The organism is Streptomyces smaragdinus (genome assembly GCF_009604385.1).
In the GTDB taxonomy this organism is placed as follows: Bacteria; Actinomycetota; Actinomycetes; order Streptomycetales; family Streptomycetaceae; genus Streptomyces; species Streptomyces smaragdinus.
The window spans coordinates 124,197-148,948 of the sequence record NZ_WEGJ01000003.1 but is presented as its reverse complement, the minus strand read 5'-3'; the positions used below and the strand labels follow the sequence as shown (position 1 = coordinate 148,948).

The 24,752-nt window shown below is 72.0% G+C and carries 28 protein-coding genes and 1 other RNA gene; 18 read left to right on the top strand and 11 right to left on the bottom strand.

What is annotated here, in order from left to right:
- Positions 1–45: 45 nt before the first annotated feature.
- On the bottom strand, positions 46–843 hold the full coding sequence (yaaA, locus tag SRB5_RS06815; protein ID WP_323377196.1) for a peroxide stress protein YaaA: 798 nt from the start codon (positions 841–843) through the stop codon (positions 46–48).
- Positions 844–942: 99 nt separating this feature from the next.
- On the opposite strand from yaaA, the gene SRB5_RS06810 reads away from it, so the two are divergent.
- From SRB5_RS06810 to rnpB, 3 genes are all read left to right on the top strand, one after another.
- Positions 943–2,403, top strand: a complete 1,461-nt coding sequence (locus SRB5_RS06810) for an RNB domain-containing ribonuclease (RefSeq protein WP_323377195.1) — start codon at positions 943–945, stop codon at positions 2,401–2,403.
- A gap of 140 nt (positions 2,404–2,543) precedes the next feature.
- Complete coding sequence (locus SRB5_RS06805) at positions 2,544–3,059, top strand: TetR/AcrR family transcriptional regulator (protein WP_323377194.1); 516 nt, start codon at positions 2,544–2,546, stop codon at positions 3,057–3,059.
- Positions 3,060–3,106: 47 nt separating this feature from the next.
- An RNA gene (gene rnpB / locus SRB5_RS06800) (RNase P RNA component class A) lies at positions 3,107–3,510 on the top strand.
- Positions 3,511–3,928: 418 nt separating this feature from the next.
- On the opposite strand, the gene SRB5_RS06795 is transcribed toward rnpB, so the two are convergent.
- The 3 genes from SRB5_RS06795 to SRB5_RS06785 all read right to left on the bottom strand — a co-directional run bounded on the left by SRB5_RS06795 (position 3,929) and on the right by SRB5_RS06785 (position 5,606).
- The gene (locus SRB5_RS06795; RefSeq protein ID WP_153450530.1) at positions 3,929–4,399 is read right to left on the bottom strand and encodes a hypothetical protein; all 471 of its coding nucleotides are present in this window, start codon (positions 4,397–4,399) and stop codon (positions 3,929–3,931) included.
- A gap of 135 nt (positions 4,400–4,534) precedes the next feature.
- Positions 4,535–5,437, bottom strand: coding sequence for an LLM class flavin-dependent oxidoreductase (locus SRB5_RS06790; RefSeq protein WP_153450529.1), 903 nt, complete (start codon positions 5,435–5,437; stop codon positions 4,535–4,537).
- Positions 5,430–5,606, bottom strand: a complete 177-nt coding sequence (locus SRB5_RS06785; RefSeq protein ID WP_228389884.1) for a BBE domain-containing protein — start codon at positions 5,604–5,606, stop codon at positions 5,430–5,432. Before SRB5_RS06785 ends, SRB5_RS06790 begins: the two co-directional genes overlap by 8 nt.
- An 89-nt stretch (positions 5,607–5,695) precedes the next feature.
- Here SRB5_RS06785 and SRB5_RS06780 point away from each other — a divergent pair, with 89 nt between their 5' ends.
- Together SRB5_RS06780 and SRB5_RS35835 are read left to right on the top strand one after the other, a co-directional pair.
- A complete protein-coding gene (locus SRB5_RS06780; RefSeq protein ID WP_323377193.1) occupies positions 5,696–6,247 on the top strand; it encodes a MarR family winged helix-turn-helix transcriptional regulator in 552 nt (183 codons plus the stop codon).
- Between the two features lie 94 nt (positions 6,248–6,341).
- Positions 6,342–6,614 carry a helix-turn-helix domain-containing protein gene (locus SRB5_RS35835; protein WP_194292862.1) on the top strand — a complete coding sequence of 91 codons (273 nt, stop codon included), beginning with the start codon at positions 6,342–6,344 and terminating at the stop codon, positions 6,612–6,614.
- Positions 6,615–6,714: 100 nt separating this feature from the next.
- Here SRB5_RS35835 and SRB5_RS06770 read toward each other — a convergent pair whose 3' ends face one another.
- From SRB5_RS06770 to SRB5_RS06760, 3 genes are all read right to left on the bottom strand, one after another.
- Positions 6,715–7,701: a hypothetical protein gene (locus SRB5_RS06770; RefSeq protein WP_153450528.1), complete on the bottom strand. Its 987-nt coding sequence runs from the start codon at positions 7,699–7,701 to the stop codon at positions 6,715–6,717.
- Between the two features lie 112 nt (positions 7,702–7,813).
- Positions 7,814–8,014 carry a DUF397 domain-containing protein gene (locus tag SRB5_RS06765; RefSeq protein WP_153450527.1) on the bottom strand — a complete coding sequence of 67 codons (201 nt, stop codon included), beginning with the start codon at positions 8,012–8,014 and terminating at the stop codon, positions 7,814–7,816.
- The gene (locus tag SRB5_RS06760) at positions 8,011–8,817 is read right to left on the bottom strand and encodes a helix-turn-helix domain-containing protein (protein ID WP_153450526.1); all 807 of its coding nucleotides are present in this window, start codon (positions 8,815–8,817) and stop codon (positions 8,011–8,013) included. The genes SRB5_RS06765 and SRB5_RS06760 overlap by 4 nt, the downstream gene beginning before the upstream one ends.
- A 113-nt stretch (positions 8,818–8,930) precedes the next feature.
- Between SRB5_RS06760 and SRB5_RS06755 the strand changes: the two genes are divergently transcribed.
- The 5 genes from SRB5_RS06755 (at position 8,931) to SRB5_RS06735 (ending at position 13,762) form a co-directional block, all read left to right on the top strand.
- Positions 8,931–9,368, top strand: coding sequence for a hypothetical protein (locus SRB5_RS06755; RefSeq protein WP_153450525.1), 438 nt, complete (start codon positions 8,931–8,933; stop codon positions 9,366–9,368).
- Between the two features lie 293 nt (positions 9,369–9,661).
- Positions 9,662–11,005: an iron-containing redox enzyme family protein gene (locus SRB5_RS06750; protein ID WP_153450524.1), complete on the top strand. Its 1,344-nt coding sequence runs from the start codon at positions 9,662–9,664 to the stop codon at positions 11,003–11,005.
- A gap of 38 nt (positions 11,006–11,043) precedes the next feature.
- On the top strand, positions 11,044–11,364 hold the full coding sequence (locus SRB5_RS06745) for a Rieske (2Fe-2S) protein (protein WP_194292861.1): 321 nt from the start codon (positions 11,044–11,046) through the stop codon (positions 11,362–11,364).
- A complete protein-coding gene (locus tag SRB5_RS06740) occupies positions 11,361–12,464 on the top strand; it encodes a 50S ribosomal protein L11 methyltransferase (RefSeq protein WP_153450523.1) in 1,104 nt (367 codons plus the stop codon). Before SRB5_RS06745 ends, SRB5_RS06740 begins: the two co-directional genes overlap by 4 nt.
- Entirely contained in the window at positions 12,461–13,762 is a 1,302-nt protein-coding gene (locus SRB5_RS06735; protein WP_153450522.1) for an APC family permease, read from the top strand. The genes SRB5_RS06740 and SRB5_RS06735 overlap by 4 nt, the downstream gene beginning before the upstream one ends.
- A gap of 101 nt (positions 13,763–13,863) precedes the next feature.
- On the opposite strand, the gene SRB5_RS06730 is transcribed toward SRB5_RS06735, so the two are convergent.
- The gene (locus tag SRB5_RS06730; RefSeq protein ID WP_228389854.1) at positions 13,864–15,867 is read right to left on the bottom strand and encodes an N-acetylmuramoyl-L-alanine amidase; all 2,004 of its coding nucleotides are present in this window, start codon (positions 15,865–15,867) and stop codon (positions 13,864–13,866) included.
- An 87-nt stretch (positions 15,868–15,954) separates the two neighbouring features.
- On the bottom strand, positions 15,955–16,596 hold the full coding sequence (locus SRB5_RS06725) for a LysE family translocator (RefSeq protein WP_323377192.1): 642 nt from the start codon (positions 16,594–16,596) through the stop codon (positions 15,955–15,957).
- Between the two features lie 144 nt (positions 16,597–16,740).
- Here SRB5_RS06725 and SRB5_RS06720 point away from each other — a divergent pair, with 144 nt between their 5' ends.
- The 8 genes from SRB5_RS06720 (at position 16,741) to SRB5_RS06685 (ending at position 22,864) form a co-directional block, all read left to right on the top strand.
- A complete protein-coding gene (locus SRB5_RS06720) occupies positions 16,741–17,214 on the top strand; it encodes a hypothetical protein (protein WP_153450521.1) in 474 nt (157 codons plus the stop codon).
- A 168-nt stretch (positions 17,215–17,382) separates the two neighbouring features.
- Positions 17,383–18,696, top strand: a complete 1,314-nt coding sequence (locus tag SRB5_RS06715; protein WP_153450520.1) for a M28 family peptidase — start codon at positions 17,383–17,385, stop codon at positions 18,694–18,696.
- A gap of 136 nt (positions 18,697–18,832) precedes the next feature.
- Positions 18,833–19,285, top strand: a complete 453-nt coding sequence (locus SRB5_RS06710) for an SRPBCC domain-containing protein (protein WP_153450845.1) — start codon at positions 18,833–18,835, stop codon at positions 19,283–19,285.
- Positions 19,282–19,629, top strand: coding sequence for an ArsR/SmtB family transcription factor (locus SRB5_RS06705; protein ID WP_323377191.1), 348 nt, complete (start codon positions 19,282–19,284; stop codon positions 19,627–19,629). The genes SRB5_RS06710 and SRB5_RS06705 overlap by 4 nt, the downstream gene beginning before the upstream one ends.
- Positions 19,630–19,821: 192 nt before the next feature.
- Positions 19,822–20,697, top strand: coding sequence for a DUF2382 domain-containing protein (locus tag SRB5_RS06700; RefSeq protein ID WP_194292860.1), 876 nt, complete (start codon positions 19,822–19,824; stop codon positions 20,695–20,697).
- A 126-nt stretch (positions 20,698–20,823) separates the two neighbouring features.
- A complete protein-coding gene (gene ku, locus SRB5_RS06695; RefSeq protein ID WP_323377190.1) occupies positions 20,824–21,729 on the top strand; it encodes a non-homologous end joining protein Ku in 906 nt (301 codons plus the stop codon).
- 11 nt (positions 21,730–21,740) lie between these two features.
- Positions 21,741–22,619 carry a non-homologous end-joining DNA ligase gene (gene ligD / locus SRB5_RS06690; protein WP_153450518.1) on the top strand — a complete coding sequence of 293 codons (879 nt, stop codon included), beginning with the start codon at positions 21,741–21,743 and terminating at the stop codon, positions 22,617–22,619.
- Between the two features lie 47 nt (positions 22,620–22,666).
- A complete protein-coding gene (locus SRB5_RS06685; RefSeq protein ID WP_153450517.1) occupies positions 22,667–22,864 on the top strand; it encodes a hypothetical protein in 198 nt (65 codons plus the stop codon).
- Between the two features lie 38 nt (positions 22,865–22,902).
- Here the strand turns inward: SRB5_RS06685 and ligD (SRB5_RS06680) are convergent, their stop codons facing one another.
- Both ligD (SRB5_RS06680) and SRB5_RS06675 read right to left on the bottom strand, forming a co-directional pair.
- Positions 22,903–23,898, bottom strand: a complete 996-nt coding sequence (ligD, locus tag SRB5_RS06680) for a non-homologous end-joining DNA ligase (RefSeq protein ID WP_153450516.1) — start codon at positions 23,896–23,898, stop codon at positions 22,903–22,905.
- A gap of 46 nt (positions 23,899–23,944) precedes the next feature.
- Positions 23,945–24,691, bottom strand: coding sequence for an SDR family oxidoreductase (locus SRB5_RS06675; protein ID WP_153450515.1), 747 nt, complete (start codon positions 24,689–24,691; stop codon positions 23,945–23,947).
- Positions 24,692–24,752: the final 61 nt, after the last annotated feature.

The window sequence follows — 24,752 nt, the reverse complement described above, 5'->3', positions numbered from 1 at the left end:
CCGCCCGGGCGTGCGGTGCAACGCTCGTTGCGCGGGGCGCAATCCCTACAGTTCCCTGACCACCACGTCCAGCTGCCACGGCCGCCCTGCCCGTGCGGGCTCCGCCGCCTCCACCACGTACCCGAGGTCCCGCAGCGCCTCCACCAGCTGGGCCGGCCCGCGCGGGCGGATGCCCTCCGTGAGGAGGCTCCGTACGATCCGGCCCTTCGTCGCCTTGTTGAAGTGGCTGACCACCGACCGCTTCTCCACCCCGTCCACCAGCCGCGCGTGCAGCACCCGCACCGTCGCCGTCCGCTCCGCCAGCTCGCCCTGCGGCTTCCACGCCGCCGCGTACGCCGAGGAGCGCAGGTCCAGGACGAGGCCGTCGCCGGCCGCGCGGGGGAGGGCCTCGGCCATCGCCGGGCGCCAGTACGAGCCGAGGGCGCCGTGGCCGGGGAGGGAGACGCCCATCGAGCAGCGGTACGCGGGGATGCGGTCGTTGACCCGGACGGCGCCCCACAGGCCCGAGAAGATGAGCAGCCGCGAGCTCGCCCGGCGCTTGGCCGCCGCGTCCAGGGAGGCCAGGTCCAGGGCGTCGTACAGCACGCCGGTGTAGATCTGCCCCGCCGGGCGGGTGGGCGCCGAGCGCAGCCCCGCGTTGCGGGCGACCTCGCCGCGCAGGCCCTCGCTGAGGCCGAGGGTCTCGCGGGCCTTGTCCTCGTCCGCGCGGCACAGCTCGACCAGGGAGCCCAGGACGGCCTCGCGGGCGGCGGTCAGCTCGGGGAGGGCGAGGGAGCCGAGGTCGAGCGGCGCGCCGCGGCGGCCCTCGGCCTTGCCCTCCGAGGGCGGGAGCAGCACGAGCACGGTGGGTTCTCCTTTACGTCGTCCCCCGCGAGTCTGCCGTATCCGCCGGACGCGATGTCCCGGGGGCCTTGCGGCTTGGTCCGCTTTAGGGTGGTATGCGTGCCTCACCGTCTGATCCGCGTCACCGAACCGCCGCCCGGCGACCCGCTCGCCCACGCCCTGGCCGAGCTGCGCAAACAGGCCCAGGTCCCGGCCGGCTTCCCGCCCGAGGTGCTGGCCGAGGCGGACGCCGTCGCCCGCGCCCCGGCACTGCCCGCGCGGGACGCCACCGACATCCCGTTCTTCACCATCGACCCCGCCGGCTCGATGGACCTCGACCAGGCGATGCACCTCTCGCGCATCTCCGGCGGCGGCTACCGCGTCCAGTACGCCATCGCCGACGTCGCCGCCTGGGTCCGCCCCGGCGGCGCCCTCGACACGGAGGCGCACCGGCGCGTCACCACCCTCTACTTCCCCGACGCCCGCGTCCCCCTGCACCCTCCGTCGCTCTCCGAGGGCGCCGCCAGCCTGCTCCCCGACCAGCCGGCGCCCGCCCTGCTGTGGCGGATCGACCTCGACTCCACCGGCGAGGTCAAGACGGCGGCCGTCGAACGCGCCCTGGTCCGCAGCCGCGCCCGGCTGACGTACGACGGCGCGCAGCGGGACATCGACGAGGGCACCGCCGAGGAACCCCTCGCCCTGCTGCGCGACGTCGGCCTCCTGCGCGAGGAGCAGGAACGTACCCGCGGCGGCATCTCCCTCGGCGTCCCCGAGCAGGAGATCGTCCGCCGCGACGGCGGCCACTACGACCTCGAGTACCGCGCCCCCCTCCCCGCCGACGGCTGGAACGCGCAGATCTCCCTGCTCACCGGGATGGTCGCCGCCGACCTGATGCTCGGCGCCGGCACCGGCATCCTCCGTACACTTCCCGCCGCCGCCCCGCGCGCGATCGAGTACCTGCGCCGGATCGCCCACGCCCTGGACGTCGACTGGCCCAAGGGCCGCGACTACGCCGACGTCATCCGCTCCCTCAACCCGCAGCACGCCAACCACGCGGCGTTCCTCCAGGAATGCACCACCCTCCTGCGCGGCGCCGGCTACACCGTCTTCGACGGCGCGCCCCCCGCCGACCGCCAACACGCCGCCGTCGCCGACGAGTACACCCACGCCACCGCCCCCCTGCGCCGCCTCGTCGACCGCTACGCCGGCGAACTCTCCCTCGCCGCCTGCGCCGGCCAGGACCCCCCCGACTGGGTGCGCGAGGCCCTGCCGGCGCTCCCCGAGGAGATGGCGAAGGGCGGCGCCCGGGCGAACAAGCTGGAGCGCGGCTGCGTCGACCTCGTCGAGGCGGCCCTGCTCAGCACACACATCGGGGAGGTCTTCGACGGCCAGGTGGTGGACGTCGAGGAGGACCGGCCGACGCGGGGGACGGTGCAGCTGTACGAGCCCGCGGTGATCGGCCGCGTCGACGGCCCGGAGCTTCCCCTGGGCCACCGCCTGCGCGTGCGGGTGACGGCGGCGGAGCCGGGGGTGTCGCCGGTGCGGTTCGAGCCGGCGGAGGGGGTGGCGGTGGTGGCGTGACTGTCGGGGCTAACGGTGTTAACCTTGGGCTAACGATGTTAGCTGCCTCTCGCGGGGGAAGAGGCGGCTGACGTCGTTGTCGGCCGGCTCGTACGATGGCGCCCTCGGCCACGGACCGCGTACGAAGGAAGGTCTCCGTCGTGCCCGACGCACCCGCGGAGCTGGGCCCGCGCGCCCTGCAGATCGTCGGCGCGGCCCGTGAGCTCCTCGAGGAGGAGGGCGCGGACGCGCTGACGATGCGGCGGCTCGCCGACCGGCTCGGCATCAAGGCGCCCTCCCTGTACAAGCACTTCGCCGACAAGGCGGCCCTCGAGGCGCGGCTGATCACCCTCTTCTTCACCGAACTCGCGGCGGCCCTCGAGGCGGCCCCCGACTTCCCCGGCCTCGCCGTCGCCTACCGCGCGTACGCCATGGCCCACCCCCACCTCTACACCCTGTCCACCGACCGCCCCCTGCCCCGCGAGTCCCTGCCGCCCGGCCTGGAGGAGCGGGCCGCGTGGCCGCTGGTGCGCGTCCTGGACGGCGACGAGATCCGGGCCCGCGCGGCGTGGGCGTTCGCCCACGGGATGGTCGTCCTGGAGATCGCCGGCCGCTTCCCGCCGGGCGCCGACCTCGACACGACCTGGCGGGTGGGGGCAGCGGCCTTCCTGCGGTGACGTGCGCCGGGCGCCTCCGGCGGCCGGTAGCATGGGGGCACGGCGGACGAGCCGGCCGGGCGGTCGCGTCGGCCCCTTCACGGGGTCGCCGAGGAACGTCCGGGCTCCACAGGGCAGGGTGGTGGGTAACGCCCACCCGGGGTGACCCGCGGGACAGTGCCACAGAAAACAGACCGCCGGGGGCTTCGGTTCCCGGTAAGGGTGAAACGGTGGTGTAAGAGACCACCAGCGCCCGAGGTGACTCGGGCGGCTCGGTAAACCCCACCCGGAGCAAGGTCAAGAGGGGCCATCGGCTGATGGCCCTGCGCGAGCGTTCGAGGGCTGCCCGCCCGAGCTCGCGGGTAGACCGCTGGAGGCCGGTGGCAACGCCGGTCGTAGATGGATGGCCGCCTCCCCCGGCGCCGCGAGGCTTCGGGGAGACAGAACCCGGCGTACAGGCCGGTCTCGTCCGCCTCGCCTGTGTTTTACACAGGCGGGGGTTGTTCTTTTCGGCCTCCGGCCGGGTTTGTCGGCGCTTGCGCGCCTTGCCCTCAGACGCCGGGCGGGCTGGATAGGGGGTTTTCGCCGCTGTCGGGCTGCGGGTGGGCTGTGGTGCGCCGCCGTCGCGGTGTGGGTCGGGGCCGCCCGACACACCTGTGCGCGTACTGCCGCGTCGTGGTTGGGTTGGGTGCATTTCCCGTACGCGCACAGGCGTGTCGGACGTCCCCTGGCTTTGGTTGGCGGCCGGCGGTTTGTGTCGGCGTTCTTCTGGGCCCGGCCCCGAACGCCGAAAAGCCCATGCACGCCCGGGCCCTGGGCGTACACGGACTTCGACGGTGTGGTGAGGCGACGGCGCGCGTCAGGCGGAGCCGTGCGTCACGCGGTCGGGGTCAGGCGGTGACCGAGACGCTGCCGATGTAGCTGTACACGTTGTTCGACATCACCCACGTGTCGATCGTGTACGAGTTGCCCTCGGTGAGGTTGCCCGACTTCCACGGGCTGCAGTACGGCGACGAGTGACCCTGGCTGGTGGCCGTGCGGTTGATGACGCCGCCGACTATGAGGTCGGCCTCCACGCCGTAGCCGTCGGCGATGTCGTCGCAGACGCGCAGGGAGTCGCCGGGGATGGAGCCGGACGGGTCCTGCTGCCACTGGACGTAGCCGCGGTAGGAACCGTTGTAGTAGATGTCCCAGGTGGCGGCCTGGATCGAGATCGGGCCGGCGGACGCGGAGACGGAGGTGGACTGTTTGAGGCCGGTGAAGCCGTCCGACTGGGCTGCCGCCGCAGGGAGCGCCGCGGCGGTGCACAGCCCGAGGGCGGCCGCGGTCAGGGCGCCGGCGCGAAGAGCGGAACGTAACATGAAGATCCTCCACACTCTGAGTGACTGATCGACTACTTACGGATCCGATCTTGGCACGTGCCACCGACAACAGCTAGACCCAGTGATCCACTCCTCACACTTTCCCCGCAATCGGATCTTGGTGTTCCAGGGTGATCACTTGCCCCGCTCCTTGGCCACCAACTCCCGTGCCATAGGCGCCACTTCGGCCCCGAACCGCTCGATCACCCCCGGGTTGTCGCCCCCGATCACGAACGCGCTCAGCCCGTGCTCCAGGACCAGCCCCGCGATCTGCTCCGCCCAGGCGTCGGCGGGACCGTCGAGCAGGCCGCGCGCGGCGGGGGAGAACTCGGCGTGCATGAAGTTCATCAGCCGCCGGACGTCCGACGGCGAGCGGCCCGCCGACGCGGCGGCCTCGTCGATCCGCGCGTTCATCTCCGGCAGCGAGTCCACCCCGCGCGGCAGATACCCCATCGACGGCAGCCAGCCGTCCGCGACCTCGCCGGTCAGCGCCAGCATCTTCGGCTTGTACGAGCCGACCCACACGTCGATGTCGTGCGCCGGCCGCGGCCCCCGCTTGGCCCCGTCGACCGTGTAGTACGTCCCCCGGTGATGCACCCCGCCCCGGGTGTCGGTGTCCCAGAGCTCGCGGACGACGGAGATCGCCTCGCGCAGGGCCTCCACCCCCTGCCCGGCGGTGAGGCGCCGGCCGCCCATGGCCTCGATGCCGTCCCAGAACGCACCGGCGCCGATGCCCAGCTCGAACCGGCCGCCCGACAGGATGTCCAGCGAGGCCGCCGCACGGGCGAGGACCGCCGGCGGACGCAGCGGCAGGCTCGTCACGTTGGCGCTGAGACGGACGCGCTCGGTGCGGGCGGCCACGTAGGAGAGCAGGGTGTAGGTGTCCAGGAACGCCGGCTGGTACGGGTGGTCCTGGAAGGTGACCAGGTCGAGCCCGGCGCGCTCGCTGGTCACCGCCAGTTCGACGGCCTGCCGGGCGCCGGCCGCGCTCGGTGTGACGAAGGAGCCGAAGAGCAGGTCATGTCCGTAGTCAGTCATGGGATATACGTCCTTCGCTGTCGGATACCTTGATCGATACGGTACGTCCGTCCGGACGCGGATCGATGTTGAAGTCGTCGCGGAAGAAGTTGTCCGGGTCGTAACGGAGTTTGATCTCCCGCAGCCGTTCCAGCGTCGCGGGCGGGAACGTGTCGCCAACCATCTGCATCACCACTTATATTCCAGACCGAAGATCTGGTTCAGGAATAGATGATCCGTAGACCGATCGTCTGACGCGCAGACGAGTAGGCTGGTTCTGTGACCTCACAGCAGGCTGACGCAGCGAACCAGGAAGTCGGAGCCGTCCTGGACGACGACTTCGGCTTCGCCATCGGCACGGTCTTCCGCGCCTACGCGAAGGCGGTCGAGTCCGCGGTCGGCGACGTCCCCGGCGGCCCGCGCGGCTACTTCATCCTCGCGGCGGCGGTACGCGGCGAGGCGGGCAGCCAACGCTCCCTCGCCGAACGCCTGGGGGTCGACCGTACGGTGATGACGTACCTCCTCGACGACCTGGAGGCGGCCGACCTGGTGGAACGCCGCCCGGACCCGGCGGACCGCAGAGGCCGGATCATCGTGGCCACGGAGAACGGCAACCGCTGCTGGCAGGAGCTGCGTGCCCGGGTCGACCGCGTCGAACAGCACCTCCTGAACGCCCTCCCGAAGAAGGACGCGGAGTCGTTCCGCTCCATGCTCTGCACCCTCGCCGCCCACGTGACGACGGGCAACCCCGCCGCGGACGCCTGCGAGGCGGCCACGGAGTGGGCCGCTCCCGCCGAACGGCCCCGTCGCGGGCGCCGCTCCACGGCGTGAACACTTTGGTTCGCCTGCCGGTTTCCGAAGTCCGTGGTTGGACCTCGCACGCACCCTGCGGAACGTCAACCAGACGGCCGAGGATCCGCCTCCGGTGACCGTGGACACCCTCATGGCCACCCTCCGGACGACCTCCGCGTCCGACTCGATCGGGCCGTTCCTGATCAAGACGTTCAACGGCAAGGTTCTTGAGGGCGCCGGGCTCACCGACACCGCCATTGCCGGTCGGGTGTCGTTGAGTCAGCGTACGGTCCAGCGCAGAATCCGGGCCCTCATGGAGCAGGCCGGCGTGCGCAACAGGTTCGGACTCGGCGCCGTGCTGGAGCGTAGAGGGCTCATGCCAGGATGGCCGCGTTACCGTAGTTGATCGGCTGTCCGGGCGGGGGAGTGCATGGTCGAGTTGATGCGGGTGTCCATGGGGGACGGCGAGGCCGACGGGGAGTTGTCGGACGTCGGCTGAGCGAGGGTCACAGGGCGTCGATGAGCTGGCGCATTGCGCGGACAGTGGAGCGGATCTCGAGCAGATACTTGGTGGCGCTGAAGATCGACGACGAAGTATTCGGGGCGGCTCCCGGTTCGCTGCCTACGGTGTCCACCTCCACTCGGAACGGCAGTGCCAGCGTTCGGACCGCGGTCGCGTGTTGGGCGGGTACGTAAATCGGTGTGGTGATCACCAGAAGTCGCTGTCCGGGGCGGAGACCGGCCAGACGGTGGGCAAAGAAATCGTATGAGTCCGAGGTGTTGGCCCTGCGCACGCCCGGCTCGGAGGACGGGGCGGCGACTACGCGGACCTGGATTCCCGTGTGCGTTCGGTAGTGCCGGATGCCCCAGGTGCCGCCGGGGAGATCGGACTCCTCGCCCTCCACTCGTACCGGCTCGGTGAGGTCGAACGCCCGGCGGGTACCGAAGTCCAGCGCCTCGTACTCCTCGTTGAGCTCCGGGGCTTCTGCTGCTGACGCCAGCTGGAACTCGTCCCCGGCGAAGGGCCGGTGGCCGCCGAGAGCGGTGATCGATCCCGCCTCGATCTGGTTCGTCCTGATCAGATGCGCGGCGTACGCCGGCCGGGCCAGGCAGGCGCGGATTATGCCGCCGAGGATCAGTGCGTGGTCGTAACGTCGGAATCGGAGCCGGGCGCCTCCCCGCAGGCCGAGGGCGGTGGCTGCGGCCGGCACCAGTTCCTCCTGCTCCGGCGTCAGGGGCAGTTCCTTGGCCTGGTTGCGTTCCAGGCCCCGGCGGGTGTCCCAGCGGTCCGTGAAGGCGTCGAGTGCCGCGAGCCGGTCGCGGGTCTCGCCCTTGGCGGCGGTCAGGCTCTCCAGCAGATCCCGGTCGTCGGGGCCGTCGGCGAACGCACCCACGAGGGCGTGTACGGGCGGCGAGGCCAGCCAGGCTTCGACGTCGTCCTCCGGGCCGGCGCCAGTCCCTACCAGGGGAACCTGCTCGAACCGCGCGCTCATTGATTACTCGTCCCCATTACTCTGTGTCCGTCACTGCGCACTCAGTGTTCCATGTAGGGGCTGGGGAGGGAGGCAACTGGCCCGGTGCGGCGCTGGGATGAGGGGACGCCGGTCAGCGGGCGAAGCCCTTCTTCACCCCAGCCACGAACGCCTCCCACTCGGCTGGCGTGAAGGTGAGGGACGGGCCCGTGCGGTTCTTGGTGTCGCGGACGTGGATGTGGGCGGCGTGGGCCGAGACCTCGACGCAGTCGCCGCCCTGGTTGCCGCTGTGGGTGCTCTTCTTCCAGGAGGGGCGGGGCGCGGACGGGTTCATAGTTCTCCTGCGAGTCTTTCGATCAGGGGCAACGACTGTGAGGTGCTCAGGGCCTGGGCCCGAAGGACGCCGAAGCGTTGGGCCATGGCCGACACCTCGTGGGGGTCGGTGAGCATCATGCTGCCCCCCTGCCCCTCAACGTACGCCAGACTGCTCCGATCCTCCGTCTCCAGCAAGGTCATGGGGCCGTCCAGGCCGCAGTGCACCTCGCGGTCCAGCGGCATGACCTGGACGGAGACGTTGCGCATGCGGGCGATGTCCGCCAGGTGCTCCAACTGCCGTCGCATGACGGCGCGGCCGCCGATCGGGCGGCGGAGGACCGGTTCCTCCACGACCACTCCGATGGTCGGAGCGGGGCGCCGGGTGAGCAGTGTCCGGCGGTCGAGCCGGGCCTGGACGCGGCGTTCGACCTCGTCCTCGTCGAAGGTCGGGCAGTACGCGGCCAGGACGGCACGGGCGTAATCCTCCGTCTGGAGCAGGCCCTTGAGGACGTGCGGGTCGTAACTGACCACGCTCAACGCCCGCGCCTCCAGCTCCACGTACTCCCCGAACCACGCCGGATACCGCTCCCGTGTCAGGAACGGGGCCGCCGCGCGGATCGCTCCGCGGGCGTCCAGGCGGAGTTCCGCGCAGTCGATGAAGCCGCGGCTCGGCATGCGTTCGCCGCGTTCGATCATGGCGATCTGGGACTTCGAGTACGACGCCTCCGCGCCGAGTTCGTCGCGGGAGACGCCCTGGGCCTCGCGGAGGCTGCGGACCAGGGCGCCGAACATCTTGAGGCTGGGCGAGCCGGTTTCGGTCATGGGGTCCCCTCGGAGGTGCACCGGCGTGCACGGGAGCGGGAGCGTGTGCACGGTGGGCGCTGTGTGCGGTTCGGTGCTGGTCACGCTAGGCACGGGGCGGGAGCGTGGGGGCCATGACCAACCAACTTCCCCCCTGTGGGGGACACCCCTGGCGCCCCGCGTGGATCCCCGAGGCCGGGCACCGGCTGCGGCTCGCCGGGGTCTACTTCGACGTCGTGCGGGTCGACGGCGTCCTCGGCGCCCTCGTCCTCGACGCCCTCGTGCGGGAGGCCCGCGGGCCCGCCGGAGGGGTCGTGTACGACTGCGCCGCGCGGCGGTTCACCTTCCTCGCCGGGGTGCGGTCCGCGGGAGGCCGGCGGTGGCCGCCGGGGAGCAGGGCGTTCGCCGGGGGGCGGGGGCGGGCCGAGTACGTCGGGATTCCCGCCCTCCGGGGGCGGACCTGGCCGCTGGCGTGGTGCTCCGTGCCCGTACCGGAGGCGCCTCTCGTGGACGCGGATCTGCTGCACGGGCTGCTCTGCCGGACCACCGGGTGGCAGCCGGACGGAGGCTAGGGGGCGGCAGGGGTGGTAAGCGCTAACTGGACCCCTCAACTCCCCTTTCCGGATCCACTTGTTGGGCTACGCGCGTTGACTCTAGGCTAGCGCGCGATCACAGGTGCGGACCCTCGGGAGAGACAGCTGCGACAACGGAAGACCGGCACGAGGCCATCGATGACCACCGCCGCCACGCCCGCCAGCTGACCAGCACCAACGACCCCACCGCACCCTGTACATATCCCCCCCAAGTGTGCGCTCGTCGCGGGCGATCCCGCGCGGCGGCGTACGGATCCACGAAAGGCCCCCACATGACCATCCAGACCAGCGGCCCCGGCGTCTTAGCGGACGAAAGCGTCCGGTACAGCCACGCGCCGCAGTTCCGGGCCACGAACAAGCCGTTCGTCCCGGACAACCCGTACCACCGCCCCCTCGACCCCGAGCGGGTCGCCGCCGTCGACTGGAGCCGGCCGGTCACCGAGGAGACCTTCGCCTCGGACCGCAGCCTGGTGGCCCACCGGCTCCTGATGAACGTGTACGAGAGCGACGCCCTCTTCCTCCCCGCCGCCGGACTCGGCCGCTTCGAGAACGACTTCCACGCCTTCTACGACTCCGGCAGCCGGCTCTCCGGCGAACGAATACGACCCGAGCTGGAGAGGTTCGCGTTCGGCTTCATGGAGGACGCCGTCGGCGTCTCCGGGAAGTGGGACGAGGAGACCCTCCGCACCCATCTGCGGCACGCCGTCGACAGCGCCAACAGCCCCGGCTCCCGGCCCGTCTTCGAGGCGATCCGGGCCGCGAAGAACCCCTCGGTCGCGGCCGGCACCCAGATCGTGCAGATGGCCCTCGACGGGCTGACCGAGGCCACCGCGATGTCGCAGAACCTGGGCGGCGCCTTCGGCCCGGAGCAGAGCGAGCTCTTCAAGATCTTCGTCGACGAGTTCGGCTACGGGGTCTTCCCCGCCAAGCACTCCACCCTGTTCATGGAGCTGTGCTCGAGCGTCGGCATGGCGACGACCTCGCACCACTACTGGTTCTTCTACCTCCCCAGCTCCATCGCCATGAACAACTACTTCTACTGGGCGACCCGCAACCGTACGGGCTTCTTCCGGTACATCGGCGCCATGGCCTTCCTCGAGGCCACCTTCGCCGCCTGGTTCGCGGACCTCACGAAGGTCTTCCGCGACGCGTTCGGCGACGCCGTCGACACCCGCTACTGCGACGAGCACGCGCACATCGACCAGCACCACGGCCGGATGGCCGTCGAGGACCTCCTCATCCCCCTGGCCCGCAAGCACGGCCCCGTCGCCGTCAAGGGCCTGCTCCAGGGCGTCGAGGAGATCCAGTACCTCGACCGGCTCGCGGGCGCCGACCTGCTCACCCAGCTCAGCTGGGACCCGGCGCTCTCCGACGCCCCCGCGAAGACCCCGGCGGCCGGCGTCACCGCGCTCGACAGCGACAGCCCCTTCGACACCCGCCTCGCGACCGGCGACACCCGCCTGAGCGTCCTCAGCGGCGAGGCGCTGCTGTACAACTCGGCCACCGGGGACCCGCTGCGCGTCCCGCACGGCAGGAGTGTGCTCGTACCGGACGGCTGTCTGTACGGCGTACGGGCCGAGGGCCGCGCCGAGATCTCCGCCGGACCCGAGGCGTGAGCGCCCGCCCGAGGAGCAAGGCTCCCGTCCCCCCACGCGTGCGCGCCGAGTTCGACCGCGGCGAGCACAACGCGCTCGTCGCCGGCGACGACATGTACTTCGTCATGGAGCGCGGCACCGACGTCCACGTCATCACCAGCGCCTGCCCCCACCGCGGCGGCCCGCTGCACCTCGGCGAGGTCGAGGACGACCGGCTGCGCTGCCCCTGGCACGGCAGCTTCTTCCCGGTCGGCCGGCTGTGCGACCGCGCCCACCCCTCGGTACGGGTCGGGGACGCCGTCACGGTGTACCTGCCCGCGACAGACCATTCCCCCGTCCCCGTCCACACCATGGTCCGAGCAGGAGTGAACGCGGCATGAACCTCACCGCCACGGAAAGCACCACCGTCGGGCTCCTCCCCGCCGCCGGCCCCGCGCCGGTGGACCCGCTCGACCCCATCGAGACCCTCCTCGCGTTAGGGGAGGAGGCCATGGCCCAGCGCCAGTACGAGCGGGCCTACGACCTGTTCAGCTCCGCCGCCCGCATCGACGCGCGCGGCGGGCGCTTCCGGCGCCAGATCAACCGGGCCGTACGGGCGCTCGTGCCGCGCTGGCACTTCTGGATGATGAACGACAGCGAGCGCAACCAGGCGTACTCGCGGGCGATCCAGCAGGTCGTCGGGGAAGGACAGCTCGTCCTGGACATCGGCACCGGCGCCGGACTGCTGGCGCTGCTCGCCGCCCGCGCGGGCGCGGAGCAGGTCGTCACCTGCGAGGGCGTCGACGTGGTCGCCACCGCCGCCCGGGACATCATCGGGCGCAACGGCTACGCGGACCGGGTGACCGTCGTCCCCAGCCTCTCCACCGATCTGCGCGTCGGGGTCGACCTGCCGCGCCGGGCGGACGTCCTGGTCACGGAGATCTTCGACTGTGCCCTGCTGGGGGAGTTCGCGCTGCCCGCGTTCCGGCACGCGCGCCGCGAGCTGCTCACCGCCGACGCGACGATCCTGCCGCGCGGCGGGCGGATCTTCGCCCAGCTGGTGGAGAGCCCGCAGCTGCACTGCCTCAACCACGTCGGGGAGGTGGAGGGCTTCGACTTCAGCCCCTTCGCGTCGCTGACGTCCATGGAGTACTTCTCCACCATCCTCACCAACTACCGCTACCGCGCGCTGACCGAGCCGGTGGAGATCTTCCGGTTCGACTTCTCCGAGGACCAGTACCCGGCGGCGCACACCGTCGAGGTCGTCCCCCGGGAGAACGGCATCGCGCACGCCGTCGCGCTGTGGTTCGAGCTCGACGTCGCGGACGGCGTGACCCTCTCCAACAGCCCCACGGACGAGACCTCGCACTGGAAGCAGGGCGTGCAGACCCTCGCCGCGCCCTGGCGTACGGAGAAGGGCGTGCCCCTGCGCTTCTGGGCGGCCCACGACGACGTACGGGTGCTCGTGGGCCGGGCCGACGAGGGCCGGGTGGGCGGATGACGGTCACGGAAGGGGAGGACAAGACCAGCTCGGAACTCCACAAGACGCTGACCGTGCCCCGGGGCATCGGTGTCGCCACCGGCATGATCATCGGCAGCGGGCTGCTCGTGCTGCCCGGTCTGGCGTACGTCCGGGTCGGTACGAGCGCGGTGTACGCCTGGGTGGCCGCGGCCGTCGTGGTGCTGCCGCTGCTGATCGTCTTCGGCCGGCTCGGCGCCCGCTACCCGACGGCGGGCGGCGTGCAGGGCTTCGCGCAGGCCGCGTTCGGCGCCCCGGGGTCCACGGCCGCGGCGGTGATCCTCATCGGCGCCTGCGCGTTCGGCGGGGCCGTGATGGCGATCAGCGGGGGCAACTATGTGGCCGCGCTGCTGGGCAACAGTGACGCGGGCGGCTGGGTGGCGCTCGGCTATCTCGTGGTCATCGGGCTGCTCCAGGCCGCCGGTTCACGGCTGGCCGGGGGGATCCAGTCGGCGGTGACCATCGGGCTGCTGCTGCTCCTGGGGCTCGTCGCGTTCGCCCCGGCGATGGTGGACTCCGCCTCGCTGCACGGGGACGTGGCCGGGCCCGGCTCCTGGACGTCGGCGCTGCCGGCGGTGGGGCTGGTGTTCTTTGCGTACACCGGCTGGGAGCTGGTCTCCTCCACGGCGGAGGAATACCGCAACCCCAAACGGGACTTCCCGCTGGTCATCGGCATCACGTTCGTGATCGTCGTGGCGCTGTACATCGGGATCTCGCTGGCCGTGCAGCTGGTCGTCGCGCCCGGCGACCCGCTGCTGTCGGAGGCTCCGGTGGTCGCCGTACTCCAGGAGGTGCTGGGTGACGCGAGCGGGCGGGTGGCCGCGGCGCTGGGGGCCGCGATCATCTTCGCGACGCTGATGGGCGGTACGTGGGCCACCTCGCGGATCGTCTTCGCGACGGCCCGGGACGGGCTGCTGCCCGAGGTGCTGACGCGTGTCGACGCCAAGTCGGGGGCGCCGCGGCCGGCGGTGCTGCTGTCGGTGGTGCTGTTCGGCGCGGTGGTGCTCGCCCATGCGCTGGACCTGATCAGCCTGACCCGGGTCGTGGAGCTGTCCACGGTCAACTTCGTGATCGGGTACGCGATCTCCGTGCTCAGCTACGCCAAGCTGTACCGGAGCGCCGCGCACCGGGTCCTCGCCGTGATCGCCGGGCTGCCGGTGCTCGCGATGCTGGCCGGGTTCGGCTGGGTGCTGTGCTATCCGGCGGCGCTGCTGGCGTTCGCCGCGGTGGTGCACCGCACCCGGCGCACCCGGGCCCAGGCGGAGACCGCGGAGGTCTGAGGGCTGTACGCGGGGGGCCGGGCGGATGCGCCCGGCCCCCCTCTTCCTCGTACGCCCGGATGAAAGGCCCGGCCCCCGGGAAGGGGCCGGGCCACGTGCGGTCAGGGACGCGACGGAACCACGTCCACCTGGTCGGCCCGGACGAACGCGATCCGGTGGCCGAGCTGGATCTGGTAGTACGACTGGCCGCGCACCACCTGGTGGTTGGCCGGGTCGAAGGTCACCGCCGAGTAGAACTCGCCCGTGAACGGCTCCCCGTCACCGCCCACCGCGTAGCTCTGGCCCGCCAGGAACTCGTACGGCAGCGGCGCGAACGCCCGTACCGCCACGCCCGCCGGATAGTCCGAGGCCAGCGGGTACGCGACGCCGTAGACGTCGACCTTCGCCCGCCCGGCCTTCGGCGTGGCGACGAAGCCCCGGCTGGGCACCGCGGTCGGGCTGTCGGCCGGGTTGTGGAACCAGGCCTTGCGGCCGTTGTACCAGATCGCCGTCCAGTCCCCGGAGCGGTCCGCGACCGCGTACTGCTGGCCGGTGGAGGCGCGGGCGCCGATGTCGTTGACGCCGATGGTCGACGTCCCGTTGCCCGGGTGGGTGCCGAAGTCCGGGACGAGCGCGGAGTCGTCCGACGGCGAGACGTGCAGCCGCACCGGCTCCGAGCCGTGCGCGGGACACAGCACGTTGGCGCCGGTGCAGCCGGTGAAGGGGAGGTTGTTGGAGTCGTAGTCGGTGCGGATCGTCAGCAGGTTGCTGTGCGTGCCGGCGCTGGGGGTGATGGGGCGGCCCAGCAGCTGGAAGTAGTGGTCCCAGTCCCAGTACGGGCCGGGGTCGGTGTGCATGCCGGCGATGTTCGCGGTGCCGATGCCGGGCACGTTGTAGTGGCCGAGGATGTGGTGGCGGTCCAGCGGGATGTCGTTCTGCTGCGCCAGATAGCGCACCAGCCGCGACGACGTGCGGTACATCGCCTCCGTGTACCAGGTGTCCGGCGCGGTCAGGAAGCCCTCGTGCTCCAGACCGATGGACGTGGCGTTGATGTACCAGTTGCCGGCCTGCCAGCCGACGTCCTTCGCCGGCAGGTGCTGGGCGATCGCGCCGTCCGAGGCGCGCAGGCTGTACTGCCAGGAGGCGGTGTACGTGGCAGTCTTCACCAGGTTGATCGAGCCCTGGTAGTAGCCCTCCATGTCATGGATGACGATGTACTTGATCTTCTGCGTGGCCGGCCGGCTGCCCTTGTCGTGGTTGCCGTAGGTGAGGGATCCGTCGGCCCGCGGGTACTGCGCGTACGCCGCGTCGATCCAGTCGCAGGCGACGGTCGGCGGGCACTCGGCGCGCGGGTCGCTGCCCTGCGACTCCATGCCCAGCAGCGACGCCTGTTCGGTACGGGGCGCCACGGCGGTGGCCGGCAGCGCGACGCGCTGGCCCTCGTCGGTGGTACGGGCGGCGCCCTCGGCGATCACCGCGTACACGTCGTCGGCGAACACCGTCGCCGCCTCGCGGGAGTCGGAGCCGGCGTAGGAGGCCACGGCCGCGTACCAGTCGGCGGGGTCGGCGCTCGCGGGCAGCCCGAGCCGCTGCTGGGTGTCGGCGAGGAGGGCGGCGCCGCCGGCGACGTTCGCCGCGTCGTCGGCGCGCAGCTGGTCCGGGGCGAGGCCGGTGAGGCCGGCCGCGCGCTCCAGGGTCTCGTAGTCCCCGGCGGACGGGGTGTCCGCGGGGGTGGGGGCGGGGAGGGAGACGGGGCCGTCGGTGTCGCCGCGCGGGTCCTCGGTGCCCTCGGTGTGGTGGTCGCCCCGCTGCCCGGCGGCGGCGAGCGCGCCGTCCGCGTCGGTGAGGTGCATCGGCCCGTAGCCGCCGACGACGCTGGGGGCGCCGTCGTGTCCGTCCCAGCGGGACTGCAGGTACGAGACGCCGAGCAGCACCGCCTCGGGGACGCCGCTGTCGGCCGCGGCGTCGGCGAACGCCCGCTGCAGCGCGGTGGCGTCGTCGTCGGCCGCGGCGGGCTGGGCCGCCTGCAGCAGGGGCAGCGTGAACGCGGCCGCGGCCACGGCCGCTGTCAGCCGCGCCCGGCGTGATCTGGACTGGAGCCTTGACTGGGGCAGGTCCTGGGGCAAGTCCGCCTCCGGTGAGTGCAGTGGGTGTGGCACGTGCAGGGAACGGCCTACCAGCAACCGGTTGCGTATCGGTATCGCGCGGCGCCCTCAGTCCTTGCGGCCGGTCACGGCGACGGTCACCCCGAGGCCGATCATCGTCAGCCCGCCGATCCCGCCGACCGCGGACAGCCGGCGCGGGGAACGGGCGAACCACTCCCGGGCGGTGGCCGCGGTCAGGCCCCAGAGGCTGTCCATGGTGACGGCGATGGCGTTGAAGATCAGGCCCAGCAGCAGCATCTGCACGGTGACGTGACCGGCCTCCCGGTCGACGAACTGCGGCAGCACGGCGGCGAAGAAGACGATGGTCTTGGGGTTGGCCACGCCCACCGCGAAGCCCTCCCACAGCGTACGGGCCGTCCCGCGCTCCTCCGCCGCGGTCCCGGCGAACGACTCGCGCAGCGCGCCCCGGTGCCGTACCGCCCTGATCCCGAGGTAGACGAGATACGCCGCTCCGGCCAGCTTCAGCGCCGTGAACACCGGCACCGACCGCTCGACGACCGTCCCCACGCCGAGGGCCACGGCGAACACCAGCACCTGCGCCCCGGCGGTGTTCCCGAGGACCGTGGTGAGCGCGGCGCGGCGGCCCTGGGACAGCGCGCGGCCGATGACGAACAGGACGCTCGGGCCGGGGACGACGATGAGCAGGAAGGACATGGCGGTGAAGGCGAGGAGCCGGTCTGCGGAGGTCACGCGCGGAGCGTAGCCCCGGGGGGTACGGCCGGTCGCCGGATTTTCCGGCGGAGGGCCTGTGACCTGCGCGGACGCGGCTGAGGTGGCAGACGGGGCGGGGGCGGGCCTTACTGGAGGGGCACGCGCAAGTGGAGGGAGCCGATCGTGTACATCTCGATGCGCCGCTCCGCGGTGTCGCTGGTGACGGCGGGCGCGCTGGCCGGCGGTCTGGTGGCCGCCACCGCACCGGGCGCGACGGCCGCGTCCGCGGCCCGTCCGGCGGCGGTGGCGGCCGGAGCCCCGTGCTCGGACAGCGGCTGCGGGACGGAGTGGAACTGGGACTGGGACTGGAACTGGAACACCGCCTCCCAGCCCCCGCCGGGCCCCGCGCCCGCTCCCGCACCCCAGCAGCACAACGTCGGCTGGGGCCGGGTGACCGCCCACACGCAGGTCAACATCCGCCGGGACCCGACGTCCGACAGCCCGAAGGCCGGCGTGCTGCGGCCGGGCGAGGAGGGCCCGGTCTTCTGCGTCACCGAAGGCCAGTCCGTCAACGGCAACCAGTGGTGGTACTGGGTCGACACCGGATGGGCCAGCGCGGCCTTCATCCGGGTGACGGGTGACGTCGACACCTGCTGACCCGTACCCGTACGACACGTACCACCGGCCCCGGGAAGCGCCAGGCGCACCCGGGGCCCTCGTCTGCCCGTTATCCGAACACATCCGTCCGTTTTACGGTCTTGACGCCCCCACGGCCCCCCGGGACCATCATGCTCACGTCAACCGACTCCATCCCGGGAGTGCCGAATGTCACCACGTCGTGCGCACAAGTTCCGTACCGCGGCCGGGGCCCTGACAGCCCTGGCCGTCGTTGTGCTTGCCCCCACCGCCGGCGCACCGGCAGCCACCGCTGCCCCGACCGTCGCGGCGCCCGACATCCCCCTCGCCAACGTCAAGGCGCACCTCGCCCAGCTGCAGTCCATCGCCACCGCCAACGGCGGCAACCGGGCCCACGGCCGCCCCGGCTACCTGGCGTCGGTCAACTACATCCGCGGCAAGCTGGACGCCGCCGGGTTCACCACGACCCTCCAGACGTTCACCTCGAGCGGAGCCACCGGCTACAACCTCATCGCCGACTGGCCCGGCGGCGACCCGAACCAGGTCCTGATGTCCGGCGCCCATCTGGACTCGGTGACCGCCGGCCCCGGGATCAACGACAACGGGTCGGGGTCGGCCGGGGTGCTGGAGACCGCGCTCGCCGTGTCCCGCGCGGGGCTGCAGCCCACGCAGCATCTGCGGTTCGGCTGGTGGGGCGCCGAGGAGCTCGGCATGATCGGGTCGAAGTACTACGTGAACAACCTCCCCGCCACCGAGCGCGCCAGGATCAGCGGCTATCTGAACTTCGACATGATCGCCTCGCCCAACCCGGGTTACTTCGTCTACGACGACGACCCGACGCTGGAGGGCGTGCTGAAGGACTACTTCGCCTCGATCGGCGTGCCCACGGAGATCGAGACCGAGGGCGACGGACGCTCCGACCACGCGCCGTTCAAGAACGCCGGCATCCCGGTCGGCGGCATCTTCACGGGCGCCGAGCGCGCCAAGACCTCCGCCCAGGCGACCAAGTGGGGCGGTACGGCCGGGCAGGCGTTCGACCGCTGCTACCACGCGTCCTGCGACACGTCCGCGAACATCAACGACACCGCCCTGGACCGCAACAGCGACGCCCTCGCGTACGCGGTCTGGACCCTCGGCACGGCCGTCCCCGTACCGCCGGGGCCGACGTTCGAGAACGCCACCGACGTGACCATCGCGGACAACACCACGGTGACCTCGCCGATCACGGTCAGCGGGCTCACCGGTAACGCGCCCGCGACGCTGAAGGTGGGCGTCGACATCAAGCACACCTGGCGCGGTGACCTGGTCATCGACCTGCTGGCGGCGGACGGCACCGCGTACCGGCTGAAGAACTCCAGCGGCAGCGACTCGGCCGACAACGTCCTAGCCACCTACACCGTCAACGCCTCGTCCGAGCCGGCGAACGGGCTGTGGCGGCTGCGGGTGCAGGACGTCGCCTCGGGCGACGTCGGCTACATCGACAGCTGGAAGCTGACCTTCTGAGCGGTGGGTGAGGGGGTGGCCGCCCCGGCCACCCCCTTTCTCGCGGCCTGCAACGCAACCAATGGTTGCGCCGGAACGCCTCCCGCGCTACTCTCATGCGCAACCGATAGTTGCGTATAAGTGGAGGAGCAGGGCCATGGAGTACGGAAGCATCGAGCGCGAGATCCACGTGGACGCCACACCCGAGGTCGTCTTCGACGTCGTCAGCCGGCCCGAGCACATCAGGGAGTGGTGGACGGACGACGCCTCCTTCGAGCCCGTCGCCGGCGGCGGCGGTGAACTCGTCTTCGGCGACCGGGAGATCGTCCAGGCGATGACCGTGGTGACCGTCGAGCCGCCCCGGCTGTTCGCCTTCCGCTGGTGCTACCCCGACGGCACGGCGGACGAGCTCGCCGACTCGCTGCTCGTCACCATCGAGCTCGTCCCCGAGGGCGGCGGCACCACGGTGAAGCTCACCGAGACCGGGTTCCGCGAGATGGGCTGGGAGGAGGCCAAGGTCGCGGCCGAGCACAAGGACCACTCCGCCGGCTGGAGCGTCTTCGTCCCCCGCCTCGGCGAGTACGCCGGGCGGCTGGCGGCGGCGTCGTGACCGTCGTCGACGACGACCTGTGGTCCGCGGTCGGCGACCCCACCCGCCGCCGGCTGCTCGACCTGCTGCTCGCGGACGGCACCGGCACGGCGACCGGGCTCAGCGACCGGCTGCCCGTGACCCGCCAGGCGGTCGCCAAGCACCTCGGCGTCCTCGACCGCGTCGGCCTGGTGCACGCCGCGTCCGCCGGCCGCGAGAAGCGCTACCGGGTGGACGAGGAGCGGCTCGCGCGCGCCGTCGCCCAGCTCGCCTCGGTGGGCGAGGCGTGGGACGCCCGGCTGCGGCGTATCAAGCGGATCGCCGAGAGCGTCCAGCGCGGCCGGGGGGACGGGGCCGGGCGCTGATGGCGCGGGGTGGGCCCGGACGCCACGTCCGGACCCACCCTCACGGAGCGTTTACGCAGGTCGAGCGGGCAGTTACCTCTTCCGGTCGACACCCGGTCGGGCTAGGGGTTTCATGGGGTTATGTCGGTCTTTGTCGATCCTCGACGGAGCCGCGAACGTGACCCTGGACTCATCGAGCCAGCGGGAGGAACTGTGCAGAGCGACAAGAACGAAGCAAGGGGTGGCAGCGGCGGCCTCGGCAAGGGCGCCATGGACAAGGCGACGGACGCGGCCCAGGGGCTCGGCGCCGAACGCAAGTCCGCGGGCCTGCGTGGGCGCGGTGAGAGCGGCGGCATGTCGGAGACCGGGATCGGCAGGGAGCACACGGGCCTCAGCGAGGCCGAGCAGCTCCAGGCGGGCCGGGCCATGTCCAGCCAACAGCAGGAGGTGTGGGCCTACCGCGAGCGCCTGGAGGTGGAGGCCGCCAAGTCCGACCAGGAGATCGGCCGCGCCTCGGTGTCGATCCGGGTGACCGAGCACCCCGAGCGGTTCGAGATCACCCGCGGTCACGACGAGGCGGTGATCAGCCGCGCCGAGGTGCAGGGCGATCTGGTGCCCGGACGCCACCACGAGTTCGTCGACCGCAGCATCGAGCTGCCGCTCTTCGGCGAGGGCAACGAGGTGGTCGTGCGTAAGGTCTCCGAGCCGTACGCCAAGTGCAGCCTCGGGGTGAACCGCGTGGCCGAGACGCAGACGTTCGAGACGACCCTCCGCCAGGAGGAGATCGTCGAGAACAACCCGGCCGCCCGGCAGGCGGGCGCGGCCTCCGCGATCACGATCCGTGAGGTCGAGGAGGGCTACGAGATGCGCGACCGCGCGGGCACGCGCGAGCGCGACGAACTCCGCCAGAACCCCGCGATGCAGCAGGGGCGCCAGGACGCCGAGCAGGCCCGGCTGGGCCGGCACGAGAGCCGGCTGAGCCGCAGCCAGGCCCAGACCGGCACCGAGGCCGGGCGCAAGGCCGCGCGGGAGGCGGCCGACGACGTCTCCGGCCGCGGCGGCAAGAGCCGGGACAAGCGCTGGTTCTGACCCCCAGAGTCCTGTCCCAGCAGAGAGCGAGGCCCGCGCGCGCAGCGCGGGTCTCGCGTTGTCGCCGGGCGGGGTCCGCGGACCGACCCTACGATCGTGCCTATCCCCGCGGAGAGGACAGATCCGGTGAAATCCATCTGGAAGGGCGCGATCTCCTTCGGCCTGGTGAGCATCCCCGTCCAGCTCTTCTCGGCCACCGAGGAGCGCGGTGTGTCCTTCAAGCAGGTGCACGCGAAGGACGGCGGCCGGATCCGCTACCGCCGGGTCTGCGAGCTGGAGGACGAGGAGGTCCCGTACGCCGACATCACCAAGGCGTACGAGACCGGCGACGGCGAGCTCGTCATGCTGACGCCCGACGAGCTGGCGGATTTGCCGCTGCCCTCCAAGAAGATCATCGACGTGGTGGGGTTCGTCCGGTCGGAGGAGTTCGACCCGATCCAGTTCAACCGGGCCTACTACATCAAGGCCGCCGACGCCTCCGCCGCCAAGCCGTACGTGCTGATGCGCGAGGCGCTGGAGCGCTCCGGGCGGGTCGCCGTCGTCAAGGTGGCCCTGCGCAGCCGGGAGGCGCCCGCGCTGCTGCGGGTGCACGACAGCGGCGGCGAGAGCGTCCTCGTGCTGCACACCATGCTCTGGCCGGACGAGGTCCGGCCGGCCAAGGGGATCGCGCCGGACAACAAGGTGACCGTGCGCAAGCAGGAGCTGGAGATGGTCGACTCCTTCATGGAGGCGCTCGGCGGCTACGACCCGGACGAGTTCACCGACGAGTACCGCGAGGCCGTCGAGGCGCTGGTCGCCTCCAAGGAGGGCGAGGGCCCGCCGGTCGTACGGGAGGAGGCGGAGGAGAAGCCCGGAAAGGTCATCGATCTGATGGCCGCGCTGGAGGCCAGCGTCAAGGCCGCGAAGACCTCCCGCGGGGAGGAGGAGACTCCCGCCGCGAAGAAGAAGGCCCCGGCCAAGAAGGCCGCCGCGAAGAAGAAGACCACCGCGAAGAAGACCGCCGCCAAGAAGTCCACCCGCAAGGCCGCCTGAGGCTCCCGGCGATGACGAAGATCGCGGAGATCGACGGGCGCAAGGTCAGGCTGAGCAACCTCGACAAGGTGCTCTACCCGGTCCCGGGCTTCACCAAGGGCGAGGTCCTGCACTACTACACGCGGATCGCCGAGGTGCTGCTGCCGCACCTCCACGACCGCCCCGCGTCCTTCCTGCGCTTCCCCGAAGGGGTGGACGGCGAGCGCTTCTTCGCCAAGAACGTCCCCCCGGGCGCCCCGGACTGGGTCCGCACGGCCGACGTGCCGACGAAGTCCTCCACCGTCCACCACGTGCTCGTCCAGGACCTGTCCACCCTGCTGTGGGCGGCGAATCTGGCCGTCGAGATCCACGTACCGCAATGGCGGGTGACCGAGCCCGGCGTGTCCGACCGGATCGTGTTCGACCTCGACCCCGGGCCGCCCGCGACCGTCGTCGAGTGCTGCCGCGCCGCGCTGCTGGTGCGCGAGGCGCTGGCCGAGGACGGGCTGGACGCCTGGCCCAAGACGTCCGGCTCCAAGGGCCTGCATCTGTACGTGCCCATCGAGCCCGCCCCCGCCGCCGACACCAGCGCGTACGCGAAGGCCCTGGCCGTACGGCTGGAGGAGCGCAGCCCCGAACTCGTCCTGCACCGGATGGCCAAGGAGCTGCGGCGCGGCAAGGTGTTCGTCGACTGGAGCCAGAACAACCGCGCCAAGACCACCGTCGCCCCCTATGTGATCCGGGCCCGGGAGCGGCCCACCGTGTCCACCCCGCTGGACTGGGACGAGGTCGGGGCGTGCGCGAAGCCGGAGGACCTCGTCTTCCTGCCGGACGAGGTTGCGGAGCGGGTCGAGGAGTACGGGGATCTGCTGGCGCCGCTGTTCGAGGAGCGGTACGAGGTGCCGGGGTAGGCCATTCGTGGCACAGTGGGATGAACGTCATGAGGAGGCAATTCATTATGGCGAAGCACCACAAACACGACTCCGACCGCCACAAGCACGGCGGTAACGAGGCCTTCCGGGAGGCCATGGACGCGCGCAACGAGCGTCTGAAGGACTCGCAGCGCCAGGCGGGGATGTCCGCGCACTTCGATGCGAAGTCGCACAGCAAGACGACCCCGCAGGGTCAGCGTCGCGCACAGCGGGACCGCGGATAGGGGCGCGGGTGAGGTGACGGCGGGGGCGGGCGGGCCGTTCAGTCGGCCCCCCGCCCCCGCCGTCCGCGTCTCAGGGGCTGTTTGTCGGTACGCAGCCCCCGCCACACCGGATGCCGCAGTCGGCCGGCGGGCGTCCGCTCGCCGTACCGCACCTCCGCCAGCAGCTCCGGCTCCACCCAGTGCACGTCCCGGCCGCGGACGTGCCGGTCGTCGAGCGGGCCGTCGAACGGGCTGGTGTCGCGGGCCAGGGAGTCCAGCAGCGGCTGCAGCTCCGCCAGGGCCCGCGCGGAGAAGCCGCTGCCGACGCTCCCCACATACGTGAGGCGGCCCCCGTCGGTCTCCAGGCCGAGGAGCAGGGCCCCGAACGCGCCGCGGCGGCTGCCGCCGCCCCGGGTCCAGCCGCCGATCCGGACCTCTTCGGTGCGGATGTTCTTGATCTTCAGCCAGGCGTCGCTGCGGCGCCCCGGGTAGTAGCGCGAGTCGAGCCGTTTGGCGAGCAGGCCCTCGAGGTCGTGCTCCCGCGTGAGGTCCAGGGCCTCCTTCCCGTGGCCCTCCCAGTACGGGGGCGCGGACCAGCGGGGGCCGTCCACGGGCAGCTCCGCGAGCAGTTCGCGGCGGCGGCGGTACGTGTCGCGGAGGGTGGGGCGGCCGTCGAGGTGGAGGACGTCGAAGACCATGTACGTGACGGGCACCTCGGCGGCCAGGCGGCGGATCTGCTCCCCGCGCGTCAGGTTCATCCTGCGCTGCAGCGCGGCGAACGACGGGCGGCCGTCGGGGCCGAGGGCGACGATCTCGCCGTCGAGGACGCAGGGCGGGAGCCCGGCGGGGGGCGGGGCGAGGTCGGGGTACTGGGCGGTGACGTCGTTGTCGTTGCGGGACAGGAGGGTCAGTGAGCCGTCGCCGGGGACGTAGGCGACGGCCCGGATGCCGTCCCACTTCAGCTCGTACCCGAAGCCGGCGTCGGCCGCGGCGGAGGGCAGCGCGCCGGGGACGGCCAGCATGGGCCGTACCCGCGGCAGTTCGGTGGGCCCCATAGGGGAACGGTAGGCGCGCCCGCGGGCGGTGTCCTGCCGGGAGGCGTCAGCCGCGGCCGATCAGCGGCATCGCGGTCGCCATCACCGTCGCGAACGGGATGTTGGCGGTGAGCGGCAGGGACGCCATGTGCAGCACGGTCCGGGCCACGTCGGCGGCGTCCATCACCGGCTCCACGGCCGTCGTGCCGTTCGCCTGCAGGATGCCCGTCTGCATGCGCTCGGTCATCTCGGTCGCCGCGTTGCCGATGTCGATCTGGCCGCAGGCGATGTCGTACGGGCGGCCGTCCAGCGACAGCGACTTCGTCAGGCCCGTCAGCGCGTGCTTGGTCGCCGTGTACGCGATGGAGTGCGGGCGTGGGGCGTGGGCCGACACGGAGCCGTTGTTGATGATCCGCCCGCCCCGCGGGTCCTGCTCCCTCATCAGCCGGAACGCCGCCCGCGCGCACAGGAACGCGCCGGTGAGGTTGGTGTCCACCACCGCCCTCCAGTCCGCGACGGACAGCTCGTCCGGCCCTGCGGCGGGACCGAACCGGCCCGCGTTGTTGAACAGCAGGTCCAGGCGCCCGTACCGGTCCCGCACGGCGGCGAACAGGGCGTCCACCTGCTCCGGCTCGGTGACGTCCGCCGGCACCGGGGTGGCGCCTCCCGCGAGGCGGGCCGTCTCCGCGAGAGGGTCGGGGCGGCGGCCCGCGAGGACGACGTCCCAGCCGGCGCCGGACAGGGTGACGGCCACCGCGCGGCCGATCCCGGAGCCGGCGCCGGTGACCACCGCGACCTTCGACTGCTGCTGCATGGGCTCACCCTACGGGGTGCGCTCGTTGCCCGGATGTTATCCGAATGTTGTGCACATGACA